The sequence below is a fragment of the Streptococcus sp. DTU_2020_1001019_1_SI_AUS_MUR_006 genome, from assembly GCF_032340315.1.
Lineage (GTDB): Bacteria > Bacillota > Bacilli > Lactobacillales > Streptococcaceae > Streptococcus.
Map to the genome: position 1 here is coordinate 976,033 of NZ_CP135436.1, position 12,946 is coordinate 988,978.

15 protein-coding genes are annotated in these 12,946 nt (G+C 41.4%); 14 read left to right on the forward strand and 1 reads right to left on the reverse strand.

The window, feature by feature from the left end:
* Positions 1-2 precede the first annotated feature (2 nt).
* A complete protein-coding gene (locus tag RRU92_RS04855) occupies positions 3-1,367 on the reverse strand; it encodes an aspartate kinase (RefSeq protein WP_315640827.1) in 1,365 nt (454 codons plus the stop codon).
* Between the two features lie 158 nt (positions 1,368-1,525).
* Between RRU92_RS04855 and RRU92_RS04860 the strand changes: the two genes are divergently transcribed.
* The 14 genes from RRU92_RS04860 to RRU92_RS04925 all read left to right on the forward strand — a co-directional run bounded on the left by RRU92_RS04860 (position 1,526) and on the right by RRU92_RS04925 (position 12,800).
* The gene (locus RRU92_RS04860; protein ID WP_315640828.1) at positions 1,526-2,083 is read left to right on the forward strand and encodes a hypothetical protein; all 558 of its coding nucleotides are present in this window, start codon (positions 1,526-1,528) and stop codon (positions 2,081-2,083) included.
* Between the two features lie 110 nt (positions 2,084-2,193).
* Positions 2,194-2,979, forward strand: coding sequence for an enoyl-CoA hydratase (locus RRU92_RS04865; protein WP_315640829.1), 786 nt, complete (start codon positions 2,194-2,196; stop codon positions 2,977-2,979).
* A 91-nt stretch (positions 2,980-3,070) separates the two neighbouring features.
* Positions 3,071-3,505: a MarR family transcriptional regulator gene (locus tag RRU92_RS04870; RefSeq protein ID WP_315640830.1), complete on the forward strand. Its 435-nt coding sequence runs from the start codon at positions 3,071-3,073 to the stop codon at positions 3,503-3,505.
* A complete protein-coding gene (locus tag RRU92_RS04875; RefSeq protein WP_315640831.1) occupies positions 3,505-4,479 on the forward strand; it encodes a beta-ketoacyl-ACP synthase III in 975 nt (324 codons plus the stop codon). The genes RRU92_RS04870 and RRU92_RS04875 overlap by 1 nt, the downstream gene beginning before the upstream one ends.
* Before the next feature lie 56 nt (positions 4,480-4,535).
* On the forward strand, positions 4,536-4,760 hold the full coding sequence (locus RRU92_RS04880) for an acyl carrier protein (protein ID WP_000257838.1): 225 nt from the start codon (positions 4,536-4,538) through the stop codon (positions 4,758-4,760).
* 221 nt (positions 4,761-4,981) lie between these two features.
* Positions 4,982-5,956, forward strand: coding sequence for an enoyl-[acyl-carrier-protein] reductase FabK (gene fabK, locus RRU92_RS04885; protein WP_315640832.1), 975 nt, complete (start codon positions 4,982-4,984; stop codon positions 5,954-5,956).
* A complete protein-coding gene (gene fabD / locus RRU92_RS04890; RefSeq protein ID WP_315640833.1) occupies positions 5,949-6,869 on the forward strand; it encodes an ACP S-malonyltransferase in 921 nt (306 codons plus the stop codon). The genes fabK and fabD overlap by 8 nt, the downstream gene beginning before the upstream one ends.
* Positions 6,870-6,901: 32 nt before the next feature.
* Positions 6,902-7,636 (forward strand): 3-oxoacyl-[acyl-carrier-protein] reductase, encoded by a 735-nt coding sequence (gene fabG, locus RRU92_RS04895; protein WP_315640834.1) that lies wholly within the window; start codon positions 6,902-6,904, stop codon positions 7,634-7,636.
* Between the two features lie 22 nt (positions 7,637-7,658).
* On the forward strand, positions 7,659-8,894 hold the full coding sequence (fabF, locus tag RRU92_RS04900) for a beta-ketoacyl-ACP synthase II (RefSeq protein ID WP_315640835.1): 1,236 nt from the start codon (positions 7,659-7,661) through the stop codon (positions 8,892-8,894).
* A 2-nt stretch (positions 8,895-8,896) separates the two neighbouring features.
* Positions 8,897-9,337, forward strand: a complete 441-nt coding sequence (accB, locus tag RRU92_RS04905) for an acetyl-CoA carboxylase biotin carboxyl carrier protein (RefSeq protein ID WP_315640836.1) — start codon at positions 8,897-8,899, stop codon at positions 9,335-9,337.
* Positions 9,334-9,756, forward strand: coding sequence for a 3-hydroxyacyl-ACP dehydratase FabZ (fabZ, locus tag RRU92_RS04910; protein WP_315640837.1), 423 nt, complete (start codon positions 9,334-9,336; stop codon positions 9,754-9,756). Before accB ends, fabZ begins: the two co-directional genes overlap by 4 nt.
* A gap of 11 nt (positions 9,757-9,767) precedes the next feature.
* Positions 9,768-11,135 carry an acetyl-CoA carboxylase biotin carboxylase subunit gene (gene accC, locus RRU92_RS04915; RefSeq protein WP_315640838.1) on the forward strand — a complete coding sequence of 456 codons (1,368 nt, stop codon included), beginning with the start codon at positions 9,768-9,770 and terminating at the stop codon, positions 11,133-11,135.
* A gap of 34 nt (positions 11,136-11,169) precedes the next feature.
* Positions 11,170-12,033 carry an acetyl-CoA carboxylase, carboxyltransferase subunit beta gene (gene accD / locus RRU92_RS04920; protein WP_153225078.1) on the forward strand — a complete coding sequence of 288 codons (864 nt, stop codon included), beginning with the start codon at positions 11,170-11,172 and terminating at the stop codon, positions 12,031-12,033.
* Positions 12,033-12,800, forward strand: a complete 768-nt coding sequence (locus RRU92_RS04925; protein ID WP_153225077.1) for an acetyl-CoA carboxylase carboxyl transferase subunit alpha — start codon at positions 12,033-12,035, stop codon at positions 12,798-12,800. The genes accD and RRU92_RS04925 overlap by 1 nt, the downstream gene beginning before the upstream one ends.
* Positions 12,801-12,946: the final 146 nt, after the last annotated feature.

A 12,946-nucleotide genomic window follows, 5' to 3' on the forward strand; every position in this document is an offset into this window, starting at 1 on the left:
ACTTAGTCTTCCTTATTTTCACCGAAAAATGCTTGGTAGAGAGCTTTAAGGGCGGCTTTTTCTTGATCTTTATGGACAACAAACATGATAGAAACTTCACTAGAGCCTTGTGACATCATTTGGATGTTGATGTTGTTCTCAGATAAGGCACGAGTGGCTGTAGCAGTTACCCCGATATGACGCTTCATTTTTTCCCCAACAATCATAATGATAGAGAGGTCGTGTTCGATTTCAGCGTGGTCTACCTCTGCTTTTTGGACTAATTGACGAAGGATTTCTTCTTCCTTAATCGGAGTCAATTCTCGTGAACGTAAGATGATAGACAGGTCATCGATACCAGTTGGCATATGTTCCCAACCAATATTAAGGTCCTCAAGGATCTGAAGAACTTTACGACCAAAACCGATTTCGCGGTTCATCAGATATTTAGACATATTAATGCTGACAAAGCCAGAATCACCAGCGATCCCAACAACTGGGAATTTGTCGCTGCTATGTTGTAGCACAATGCGAGTACCTGGGTGGTCTGGATTGTTGGTATTTTTAATGACAAGAGGAATTTTCCCACGGTAGGCTGGTAGAAGTGCTTCATCGTGTAGTACAGAGAATCCAGCATAGGCTAATTCACGCATTTCACGGTAGGTCAATTCAGGGATAGAGTGTGGTTTATGGATAATACCAGGGTGGGCTGCAAAGATTCCATCTACATCCGTAAAGTTTTCATAGAGGTCAGCTTTGACACCAGCAGCAATGATAGAACCAGTGATATCTGAACCCCCACGTGAGAAGGTACAGATTTGATTTTCCTTGGTAACTCCAAAGAAACCAGGAATGACAAGGACTTCATTTGCATTTGTCAATTCTTCAATCTTGTCATAACTTGATGGAATGATGCGAGCGTTGCCAGGTTCACTTGTTACCACAATCCCAGCTTCTCTAGGGTGAACATAGCGTGCATCGATACCGTTTTGGTTAAAGTAGGCAGCAATCAATTTGGCATTGTTGTTTTCACCGGCTGCTAGGAAAGTATCGTAGAGAAATTCGTTTTCTTCTATAGGAAGAGTTGCAAGAGCACGGATGCTTTTTGAGATTTTTTCTAGAACTGTTGGTTTGAGTTTTAGCTCACTAACCATGGCAGCATAACGATCAATAATCCAGTTTTGACGTTTACTGATATCGTTACCAGCTACATAGTCGCGGTAGTATTTAATTAAGGCATCTGTCACCTTAGTATCCTCGGCGTCACGTTTGCCTGGAGCAGATACAACTACGAAACGACGTTCAGGGTCACTTTTTACAATGTTTAGAACTTTTTCTAACTGACTAGCAGAGGCAAGCGAGCTTCCACCAAATTTAACAACCTTCATAAGAACTCCTAAAGTAAGTATTTTATACGATTATAGCAGAAAGAGGGGCTTTTTTCAATCTGGAAAATGTCCTATATAATTGTTTGAATGTCTCATCAGGAAAGCTTATAATAAAGGTATAGGGGGAAAAACTCTTCTGATGAAAGGAGTTGGGAAAGATGATTAAAAGAGTGTTTTGTTTAATACTATTTCTTACCTTCGTGATGATTCCTACAAGTATCGGAGCAACTTCTCATCCTCTTTCCAGTGGTCGTTTGACTGGAGAAGAATTAGCGATTGAGTATGCTAAGGAAGGTCAGATATCAGTTGAGAGGGCTAAAATTATCTTATCTATCGGCTTGTCAGATAGTAAGTCAAGGACTTATCGAATTCTCTCTGAAAAGCTTATCGTCAATCCTAACTATGGAGCTAGAGTCAAGTTTTATTGTCGAACAGATGAAAGTGGACAATTTAGAGGAATCACGAAACTCTTAGCTGCAAGTCTGGTCAACAAGGACGGGGATAAGGAAGCTCCTTTTACAGGGAATCTTTTTGCCTACCTAGAAGATCCCAATCGTATTTTTTACATGGTTTCAGGAGAATTCTACCATAAAGGATTCAACAAAGAACAGCTCTATCAGAGAGAAGGAGGGCGGATGCTTGAAGTCATTTATGATTTCATGGATGATAGAAGTACTGGTTTTCCTTTATTTTTAGAGACCAAACTAAGTTTTTAAAATCGGCCGAGACATTTTCGGTCGATTTTTCTCTTGTTTAATAAATCAAAAAAAGATATAATTTGAAAATAAAATAATTTAATCTTCGTTGTAAATTTAAAGGAGTGGTTATGGATCATATTCTCTACCAAGTTCAAGACGATTTAGCGATGATAACTCTGAATCATCCCGAGGTGGCAAATGGTTTTCATATTCCTATGTGTCAAGAAATTCTAGAAGCATTGGAATTGGCTGAAAAAGATGCTTCGGTTTCGTTTGTTCTCATTAATGCTGCCGGCAAAGTCTTCTCTATTGGGGGCGATCTAGTAGAAATGAAACGTGCTGTTGAAGAGGATGATATTGCCTCCTTGGCTCAGATTGCAGAATTAGTCAATGCCATTTCTTATAAAATTAAGCAAATTCCTAAGCCTGTCATCATGGAAGTGGATGGAGCAGTTGCTGGGGCGGCGGCTAATATGGCCTTGGCAGTTGATTTCTGTATTGCTTCTGACAGAGCTAAATTCATCCAGGCCTTTGTAGGTGTGGGCTTAGCTCCAGACGCGGGAGGTTTATTCTTGCTGACACGATCACTTGGTGCAACGCGGGCTACGCAATTAGCTATGACGGGTGAAGCTTTCACAGCAGAAAAAGCACTTGAAGCTGGAGCAGTCTATCGTCTTTGTGCTAGTGATCAACTGGAAAAGACAAGAGAACAATTGTTGAAGAAGTTGAGAAGAGGCTCCTCTAACTCCTATGATGCTATTAAGAAGTTAGTCTGGGAGAGCGAGTTTAAGCAGTGGCACGAGTACGCACAGCTAGAATTGGAATTGCAAAAATCTCTATCTTATACGGAGGATTTCAAAGAAGGTGTTCGTGCACATTCTGAAAGAAGACGTCCAAAATTTTTGGGGAAATAATAAAATACTTGCGCAATTCTTTGAAGTTTGATATACTTTTTTTGTCAAATGTTTTGATAGTTAAACTTTTTTGATGAGGGAGGGAAGAAAATTGGACTACCAACGGATCAATGACTATTTAACATCTATTTTTAATAACGTCCTTGTGATTGAGGAAATGAGTTTGAGAGGTAGTCGTTTCAAGGATATCTCCATCAAGGAAATGCACACGATCGATGTGATTGGCAAGTTTCCAGATGTGACTCCAAGTCAAGTGTCCAAAGAGTTGATGGTAACTCTAGGAACCGTGACAACTAGCTTAAACAACTTGGAACGAAAAGGTTATATCGAGCGCTTGCGATCAGATCAGGATCGTCGTGTAGTACATCTGCATTTGACAAAGAAAGGTCGACTTGTACATCGTCTCCATAAACGTTTCCACAAGGCCATGGTCGAAAGAATTATCGAAGGCATGAGCCCAGAGGAAATGGATGTCATGAGTAAAGGTTTGACCAATCTTTATCAATTTTTGGAGGATTTGAAATAATGGCTTTTGCGAAAATAAGCCAGGTTGCTCATTATGTTCCAGAGCAGATTGTCACAAATGAAGATTTGGCTCAGGTTATGGATACGAGTGATGAATGGATTTCAAGTCGAACTGGAATTAAGGAACGTCGCATTTCTAAGACAGAATCAACAGGAGATTTGGCAACGGCAGTTGCAAAACAACTCCTAGAGAAGTCAGGGATTTCTGCTGAAGAGTTGGATTTTATCATCCTAGCTACGATGACACCTGACTCAATGATGCCTTCTACTGCAGCACGTGTACAGGCTCGTATTGGTGCTCGTAAGGCCTTTGCATTTGATCTAACTGCTGCTTGTAGTGGTTTCACCTTTGCCCTTTCAACTGCTGAGAAATTCATATCATCTGGACGATTTGGCAAGGGCTTGGTCATCGGTAGTGAAACTATGTCCAAAACCTTGGACTGGACAGATCGTTCAACAGCTGTCCTATTTGGAGATGGAGCTGGTGGCGTCTTGTTAGAAGCAAGCGATAATCAACATTTCCTAGCGGAGAGTCTCAATAGCGATGGTTCACGTAGTGAGTGCTTGACCTATGGGCAGACAGGCTTGACTTCCCCATTTTCAGTTCAAGAAAAGCCAGATGCTTTCTTGAAAATGGATGGACGAGCAGTTTTTGACTTTGCAATTCGAGATGTTGCTAAGTCTATCAAAGAGACCATAGAGATGAGTCCTGTATCTGCAGAAGAACTAGACTATCTCCTGCTTCATCAGGCCAATAACCGTATCTTGGATAAGATGGCTAGAAAAATCGGTGTAGATCGTGATAAGCTTCCCGCAAATATGACCAAGTATGGAAATACTAGTGCGGCAAGTATTCCGATTTTGCTTTCAGAGTGTGTAGAAGAAGGGCTAATCCATTTGGATGGTAGCCAAAAAATACTCTTATCAGGCTTCGGTGGAGGTTTGACATGGGGCACACTTGTTGTTACAATTTAGGTAATTATGTGGTGAACACATTGTTATAAAAACTATTTATTTTAAAGGAGTCTATCATGGCAGTATTTGAAAAAGTACAAGAAATTATCGTTGAAGAACTTGGAAAAGACGCATCAGAAGTAACGCTTGAATCTACTTTTGATGATTTGGATGCAGATTCATTGGACTTGTTCCAAGTAATCTCTGAAATCGAAGATGCTTTTGATATCCAAATCGAAGCAGAAGATGACTTGAAAACAGTTGGCGACTTGGTTGCTTATGTTGAAGAGCAAACAAAATAATTTATACTCTTCAAAAATCAAATTCAAACCACGTCAGCTTCGCCTTGCCGTACTCGAGTACAGCCTTCGGCTAGCTTCCTAGTTTGCTCTTTGATTTTCATTGAGTATTAAATAAACGGAGAAGGAGTAGGGAAACCCGCTCCCTCTTGTTCAGGTAATAGTTTGACAGTCAAAGTATAATGCGGTCGAACTATTACCTAAGCAAGACTCATGGAGGCACTATGAAAACACGTATTACAGAATTATTGAATATTAAATATCCTATCCTTCAGGGAGGAATGGCCTGGGTTGCTGATGGTGACCTAGCGGGTGCTGTTTCAAAGGCAGGTGGTTTGGGTATCATCGGTGGAGGAAATGCTCCCAAGGAAGTGGTTAAGGCCAATATCGATAAGATTAGATCTTTAACAGACAAGCCTTTTGGTGTCAACATTATGCTTCTGTCTCCATTTGTTGATGATATTGTTGACCTCGTTATTGAAGAAGGGGTTAAAGTAGTCACAACTGGCGCAGGAAACCCAAGTAAATACATGGAGCGATTCCATGAAGCGGGAATCACCGTTATTCCAGTAGTTCCTAGTGTTGCATTGGCGAAACGCATGGAAAAAATCGGTGCGGATGCCGTCATTGCAGAAGGTATGGAAGCAGGTGGACACATTGGTAAACTAACAACTATGACCTTGGTTCGTCAAGTTGCAGCTGCTGTTTCTATTCCTGTTATCGCTGCTGGCGGTATTGCAGACGGTGAGGGAGCTGCTGCTGGCTTTATGCTTGGTGCAGAGGCTGTGCAAGTAGGAACTCGTTTTGTAGTTGCTAAAGAATCAAATGCCCATCCAAACTATAAAGCTAAAATTTTAAAAGCACGTGATATTGATACAACGATTTCGGCACAACATTTTGGACACGCAGTTCGTGCCATTAAAAACAAATTGACTCGTGATTTCGAGCAAGCTGAAAAAGATGCCTTTAAACAAGAAAATCCAGATTTAGAAATTTTTGAGCAGATGGGCGCAGGAGCCTTAGCTAAAGCAGTTGTCCATGGGGATGTGGATGGCGGTTCAGTGATGGCCGGCCAGATTGCAGGTTTGGTATCTAAAGAAGAAACTGTTGAAGAAATCTTAAAAGATATTTACTACGGTGCAGCTGAAAAGATTCAAGCAGAAGCTGCTCGTTGGGCAGGAGTTACAAGAAATGACTAAAACAGCCTTTTTATTTGCAGGTCAGGGAGCCCAGTACCTAGGAATGGGTCGCGAGCTATACGACCAATATGCTATCGTCAAGGAAACAATCGACCAAGCTAGCCAAGTATTAGGCTATGACCTCCGTGACTTGATTGATAATGATGAAATGAACCTAAATCAGACTCGTTACACGCAACCAGCTATTTTGGCTACATCAGTTGCTATTTACCGACTACTAAAGGAGAAAGGTTACCAGCCTGATATGGTGGCAGGTTTGTCTCTTGGAGAATATTCTGCCCTTGTAGCTAGTGGTGCCTTGGATTTTGAAGATGCAGTAGCTCTAGTTGCTAAGCGTGGAGCTTTTATGGAAGAAGCGGCACCTGCGGGATCAGGAAAAATGGTGGCTGTCCTCAATACACCGGTTGAAGTGATCGAAAAAGCTTGTCAAGAAGCTTCTCAACTTGGTGTTGTAACTCCAGCCAACTACAATACGCCGAGTCAAATTGTTATTGGTGGGGAGGTAGCTGTAGTAGATCGTGCAGTTGAACTTTTGCAAGAAGCAGGAGCAAAACGCTTGATTCCGCTCAATGTTTCTGGACCTTTCCATACAGCTTTATTGGAACCCGCTAGTCAAAAATTAGCTCAAGTCCTTACAGAAGTTGAATTTTCTGACTTTGCTTGTCCACTTGTTGGTAATACAGAAGCAAAGGTTATGGAAAAAGAACGAATTGCAGAACTCTTGACTCGTCAAGTTAAGGAGCCTGTCCGTTTTTATGAAAGTATTGCAGTCATGCAAGAAGCTGGTGTGAATCGTTTTATCGAGATTGGTCCTGGGAAGATCTTGTCAGGATTTGTCAAAAAGATTGATAAAACTGCTCAACTGGCTAATGTGGAAGATCAAGCAAGTTTACAAGCACTCTTAGAAAATTAGACCAAAATGGTAGAAGTTTTGAAAGGAGAAACATGAAACTAGAACAGAAAAATGTCTTTATTACAGGCTCAAGTCGAGGAATTGGTCTTGCCATTGCCCATAAATTTGCCAGCTTGGGAGCCAATGTTGTTTTGAATAGTCGTGGTGAAATCTCCGAGGAACTTCTTGCCGAATTTAAACCATACGGGGTGAAGGTCCTTGCTATTTCTGGTGACGTTTCTGATTTTGCAGACGCTAAACGTATGGTTGATCAAGCTATTGCAGAGCTGGGTTCAGTAGATGTGTTGGTTAACAATGCAGGAATTACCCAAGATACCCTTATGCTCAAGATGACAGAAGCGGATTTTGAAAAAGTGCTTAAAGTGAATCTGACTGGTGCCTTTAACATGACACAATCAGTCTTGAAACCGATGATGAAAGCCAGAGAAGGTGCTATCATTAATATGTCTAGTGTTGTTGGTTTGATGGGAAATATTGGTCAAGCTAACTATGCAGCTTCTAAGGCTGGTTTAATTGGTTTTACAAAGTCTGTGGCGCGTGAAGTAGCCAATCGCAATATCAGGGTTAATGCTATTGCACCTGGAATGATTGAGTCCGATATGACAGCTGTTCTATCAGAAAAGGTAAAAGATGCCATGCTGGCGCAAATTCCTATGAGACAGTTTGGACAAGCAGAGCAGGTTGCTGATGTGACAGCTTTTCTCGCTAGCCAAGATTATCTAACAGGACAAGTCATTGCAATTGATGGTGGACTAACCATGCAATAAGAGTTAAAATAGAGGTAGAAGAATGAAACTGAATCGAGTAGTAGTGACAGGTTATGGAGTGACATCTCCAATCGGCAACACACCAGAAGAATTTTGGAACAGCTTAAAAACTGGTAAGATTGGAATTGGTGAAATCACCAAGTTTGATCATAGTGAATTTGCGGTGCATAATGCGGCAGAAATCCAGGATTTTCCTTTTGACAAATATTTTGTAAAAAAAGATACCAACCGTTTTGATGCTTATTCTTTATATGCACTATATGCAGCACAAGAAGCAGTGAACAATGCTAATCTTGATGTAGAGACTCTTGATAGAGACCGCTTTGGTGTCATCGTTGCTTCAGGTATCGGTGGAATCAAGGAAATCGAAGATCAAGTGCTTCGACTTCATGATAAGGGACCAAAACGTGTAAAACCATTGACACTTCCAAAAGCCTTGCCAAACATGGCATCAGGAAATGTTGCTATGCGTTTTGGAGCAAACGGTGTTTGTAAATCTATCAATACTGCTTGTGCTTCTTCAAATGATGCAATTGGGGATGCCTTTCGTTCCATCAAGTTTGGTTACCAAGATGTTATGCTAGTTGGTGGTTCTGAGGCTTCTATCACTCCATTTGCCATTGCAGGTTTCCAAGCCTTGACAGCTCTTTCAACAACAGAGGATCCAAGTCGTGCCTCTATTCCATTTGACAAAGACCGTAATGGATTTGTCATGGGTGAAGGATCAGGTATGTTGGTTCTTGAAAGTTTAGAGCATGCTGAAAAACGCGGTGCAACTATCCTAGCTGAAGTTGTTGGTTACGGAAATACTTGTGACGCCTACCATATGACTTCACCACATCCAGAAGGTCAAGGAGCTATTAAGGCCATCAAATTAGCCTTGGAAGAAGCTGAGATTTCTCCAGACCAAGTAGCCTATGTCAATGCTCATGGAACCTCGACTCCTGCCAATGAAAAAGGAGAAAGTGGTGCCATTGTATCTGTTCTAGGTAAGGATGTTCCAGTTTCTTCAACCAAATCCTTCACAGGTCATTTGCTGGGAGCAGCAGGGGCTGTTGAAGCCATTGCTACTATTGAAGCTATTCGTCATAGCTATGTTCCAATGACAGCCGGAACGAAAGAATTATCAGACTATATCGAAGCGAACGTTATCTATGGACAGGGATTGGAGTGTGGAATTCCATATGCTATCTCAAATACCTTTGGATTTGGTGGGCATAATGCAGTCCTTGTTTTCAAACGTTGGGAGAATAAGTAAAGATGAATTTAAATGAAATCAAAGACTTGATGGCGCAATTTGACCAGTCAAGCTTGAAAGAATTTTCTTATAAAAATGGAACGGACGAGTTGGTCTTCAGTAAGAATGAAGCGAAACTTGTTGCAGAAGCAAGTCCAGCACCTCAAGCTCAAACTACACCAGCTGTAGAAGTAGTTTCAGAATCAAGTGCTAGTGAATCTGTAGCTGAGGGGGACCTTGTAGAAAGTCCACTTGTCGGAGTTGCTTACTTGGCTGCCGGACCAGACAAACCTAATTTTGTTTCAGTCGGTGATACTGTTAAAAAAGGCCAAACCTTGGTCATCATCGAAGCCATGAAGATCATGAATGAAATTCCAGCACCTAAAGATGGTGTTGTAACAGAAATTTTAGTTGAAAATGAAGAAATGGTTGAGTTTGGGAAAGGCTTGGTACGTATCAAATGATTGATATTCAAGGAATTAAAGAAGCTTTGCCACACCGTTATCCCATGCTCTTAGTGGATCGTGTCTTAGAAGTTAGCGAAGATACCATTGTTGCTATTAAAAATGTGACGATTAACGAACCTTTCTTCAATGGACACTTTCCAGCTTACCCTGTGATGCCAGGTGTCTTGATCATGGAAGCTTTGGCACAAACAGCAGGTGTTTTGGAATTATCAAAACCTGAAAACAAAGGGAAGCTTGTCTTATATGCTGGTATGGACAAAGTTAAATTTAAGAAACAAGTTGTTCCTGGTGATCAGCTTGTCATGACAGCAACTTTTGTCAAACGTCGTGGCACAATCGCCGTAGTAGAAGCGAAGGCAGAAGTAGATGGAAAGCTTGCAGCAAGCGGTACTCTGACCTTTGCTATTGGAAACTAGGGAGGTTTTCCATGTTTCGTAAGATTTTAATTGCCAATCGTGGTGAAATCGCTGTTCGTATTATTCGTGCGGCACGAGAATTAGGAATTGCAACAGTCGCTGTCTATTCGACTGCTGACAAGGAAGCTCTCCACACGCTTTTGGCTGATGAGGCTATCTGTATCGGCCCTGGGAAGGCTACAGAATCTTATCTGAACATCAATGCCATCCTATCAGCTGCGGTCTTGACTGAAGCTGAGGCTATTCACCCTGGATTTGGATTTTTAAGTGAAAATTCTAAATTTGCAACCATGTGTGAAGAAGTCGGTATTAAATTTATCGGCCCGTCAGCTCGTGTCATGGATGTCATGGGTGATAAAATTAACGCCCGTGCTCAAATGATTAAGGCCAATGTGCCCGTCATTCCAGGGTCAGATGGAGAAGTCTATAATGCTGAAGAGGCTCTTGCTATTGCTGAAAAGATTGGTTATCCAGTCATGCTTAAGGCATCAGCTGGAGGTGGTGGTAAAGGGATTCGTAAGGTTGAAAAGGCAGAAGATCTTGTATCAGCCTTTGAAACAGCCTCTAGTGAAGCTAAGGCTAACTTTGGCAATGGGGCCATGTATCTTGAACGTGTCATTTATCCTGCCCGCCACATTGAAGTACAGATTCTTGCTGATCAAATGGGACATGTTATTCACCTAGGTGAACGTGACTGTTCGCTGCAGCGAAATAACCAAAAGGTTTTGGAAGAAAGTCCTTCTATTGCTATCGGGAAAACACTTCGGAATGAAATTGGTGCAGCGGCAGTTCGTGCAGCGGAATCTGTTGGTTACGAGAATGCTGGTACCATTGAATTCCTACTAGATGAAGCAAGTGGTAAATTCTACTTTATGGAGATGAATACGCGTGTCCAAGTAGAACATCCAGTCACAGAATTTGTTTCTGGTGTGGATATTGTCAAGGAACAAATCCGTATCGCAGCGGGTCAACCTTTGACCTTGAAACAAGAAGACATTGTTCTAAAAGGGCATGCTATTGAGTGTCGTATCAACGCAGAAAACCCAGCCTTTAATTTTGCACCAAGTCCAGGTAAGATTACCAATCTTTATCTACCAAGTGGTGGTGTGGGCTTGCGTGTGGATTCAGCAGTCTATCCAGGTTATACCATTCCGCCATACTATGATAGTATGATTGCTAAAATTATTGTTCATGGCGAAAATCGTTTTGATGCTCTCATGAAAATGCAACGAGCTCTTTATGAACTCGAAATTGAAGGGGTTGTCACCAATGCTGATTTTCAACTTGATCTAATTTCAGATCGTCGCGTGATAGCAGGGGACTACGATACTTCATTCTTGATGGAAACTTTCTTACCACACTATCAAGAAAAAGAATAATGTAAAAAGACTATGAGACCGAAAAGGGGGATATATGGCTCTATTTAGTAAAAAAGATAAATATATTCGAATCAATCCCAATCGTTCGACTGTAAATCAACCTCAGATCAAGCCAGAGGTTCCAGATGAGCTCTTCTCCCAATGTCCAGGTTGCAAATATACAATTTACCAAAAGGACTTGGGGAGTGAGCGGATATGCCCTCACTGTGGCTATACCTTCCGTATTTCAGCTCAAGAGCGTTTAGCTTTAACCATTGATATGGGGACGTTTTTGGAAATGTTTAAAGGGATTGAGACTCAGGATCCTTTGAATTTTCCAGGCTATCGTAAAAAGTTGACCTTGATGCGTGAAAAGACAGGTCTTGATGAGGCTGTTGTGACAGGAACAGCTTTGATTAAGGGAGAGAAGGTTGCCCTTGGCATCATGGATTCTAACTTTATCATGGCATCCATGGGGACAGTTGTTGGTGAAAAAATTACTCGCTTATTCGAATTTGCCACAGATGAGAAATTGCCAGTCGTCTTGTTTACGGCTTCTGGTGGTGCCCGTATGCAAGAAGGAATCATGAGTTTGATGCAGATGGCTAAAATCTCTGCAGCTGTTAAACGCCATTCCAATGCAGGTCTCTTTTATCTGACAATCCTTACGGATCCAACAACTGGAGGTGTTACAGCTTCCTTTGCTATGGAAGGGGATATCATCTTAGCGGAACCTCAAAGTCTTGTTGGTTTTGCTGGACGCCGTGTGATTGAAAATACGGTAAGGGAAGACTTACCAGAGGATTTCCAGAAGGCAGAGTTTCTTCTAGAGCATGGCTTTGTAGATGCAATTGTAAAACGGCGAGAATTGCCAGATATGATTGCTCGATTAGTAAGGTTGCATAAGGGGAATTGTTGATGAATATAGCGAAAATCGTTAGAGAAGCACGTGAACAAACTCGACTAACAGCCTTAGATTTTGCGACAGGAATATTTGATGACTTTATAGAGCTACATGGTGATCGCTCTTTCAGAGATGATGGTGCTGTGGTTGGTGGTATCGGATGGTTGGGAGACCAAGCAGTAACTGTAGTTGGAATCCAAAAAGGTAAAAGTTTACAAGATAATCTTAACCGCAACTTTGGTCAACCCCATCCAGAAGGTTATCGCAAAGCCCTTCGTTTGATGAAGCAAGCTGAAAAATTTGGCCGGCCAGTTGTAACTTTTATCAACACTGCGGGAGCCTATCCTGGTGTAGGAGCAGAAGAACGGGGTCAAGGTGAAGCTATTGCCCGTAACCTCTTTGAAATGAGTGATTTAAAAGTTCCCATCATTGCGATTATTATCGGTGAAGGTGGATCTGGTGGTGCCCTTGCCCTTGCTGTAGCAGACCGTGTTTGGATGCTTGAAAATTCCATCTATGCCGTACTGAGTCCTGAAGGATTTGCTTCTATCTTATGGAAAGATGGAACTCGTGCCATGGAAGCAGCTGAGTTGATGAAAATCACCTCGTATGAGTTGTTGGATATGCAAGTTGTAGATAAGGTCATTTCTGAAGTTGGTCTTTCAAGCAAAGATTTAATCAAGCAAGTGAAGGAACAACTCCAAGCAGAACTTGATGAACTTGGTAAACTTCCGCTAGATCAACTCATTGAAGAACGTTATCAACGCTTTAGAAAGTATTAAAAAGAAAGCTAGAACTAAAAACGGTTCTAGCTTTTTGGTTTCTCTCAAAAATTCATTTCAGGATTAATAATTGATAGTTGAGGAAATGGAACTGAGGGGCGTTTAAAAAAGATGTATATTTTATAATAAGGAATGATAATCTATAA

Excerpts from the sequence above, each read along its gene's own strand:
- fabZ (WP_315640837.1), top strand. The coding sequence starts at position 9,334 with ATGATTGATATTCAAGGAATTAAAGAAGCTTTGCCACACCGTTATCCC.
- RRU92_RS04865 (WP_315640829.1), top strand. The coding sequence starts at position 2,194 with ATGGATCATATTCTCTACCAAGTTCAAGACGATTTAGCGATGATAACT.
- fabG (WP_315640834.1), top strand. The coding sequence starts at position 6,902 with ATGAAACTAGAACAGAAAAATGTCTTTATTACAGGCTCAAGTCGAGGA.
- fabK (WP_315640832.1), top strand. The coding sequence starts at position 4,982 with ATGAAAACACGTATTACAGAATTATTGAATATTAAATATCCTATCCTT.
- accD (WP_153225078.1), top strand. The coding sequence starts at position 11,170 with ATGGCTCTATTTAGTAAAAAAGATAAATATATTCGAATCAATCCCAAT.
- accB (WP_315640836.1), top strand. The coding sequence starts at position 8,897 with ATGAATTTAAATGAAATCAAAGACTTGATGGCGCAATTTGACCAGTCA.
- RRU92_RS04875 (WP_315640831.1), top strand. The coding sequence starts at position 3,505 with ATGGCTTTTGCGAAAATAAGCCAGGTTGCTCATTATGTTCCAGAGCAG.
- accC (WP_315640838.1), top strand. The coding sequence starts at position 9,768 with ATGTTTCGTAAGATTTTAATTGCCAATCGTGGTGAAATCGCTGTTCGT.
- RRU92_RS04855 (WP_315640827.1), bottom strand. The coding sequence starts at position 1,367 with ATGAAGGTTGTTAAATTTGGTGGAAGCTCGCTTGCCTCTGCTAGTCAG.
- RRU92_RS04925 (WP_153225077.1), top strand. The coding sequence starts at position 12,033 with ATGAATATAGCGAAAATCGTTAGAGAAGCACGTGAACAAACTCGACTA.
- RRU92_RS04860 (WP_315640828.1), top strand. The coding sequence starts at position 1,526 with ATGATTAAAAGAGTGTTTTGTTTAATACTATTTCTTACCTTCGTGATG.
- RRU92_RS04880 (WP_000257838.1), top strand. The coding sequence starts at position 4,536 with ATGGCAGTATTTGAAAAAGTACAAGAAATTATCGTTGAAGAACTTGGA.
- fabF (WP_315640835.1), top strand. The coding sequence starts at position 7,659 with ATGAAACTGAATCGAGTAGTAGTGACAGGTTATGGAGTGACATCTCCA.
- fabD (WP_315640833.1), top strand. The coding sequence starts at position 5,949 with ATGACTAAAACAGCCTTTTTATTTGCAGGTCAGGGAGCCCAGTACCTA.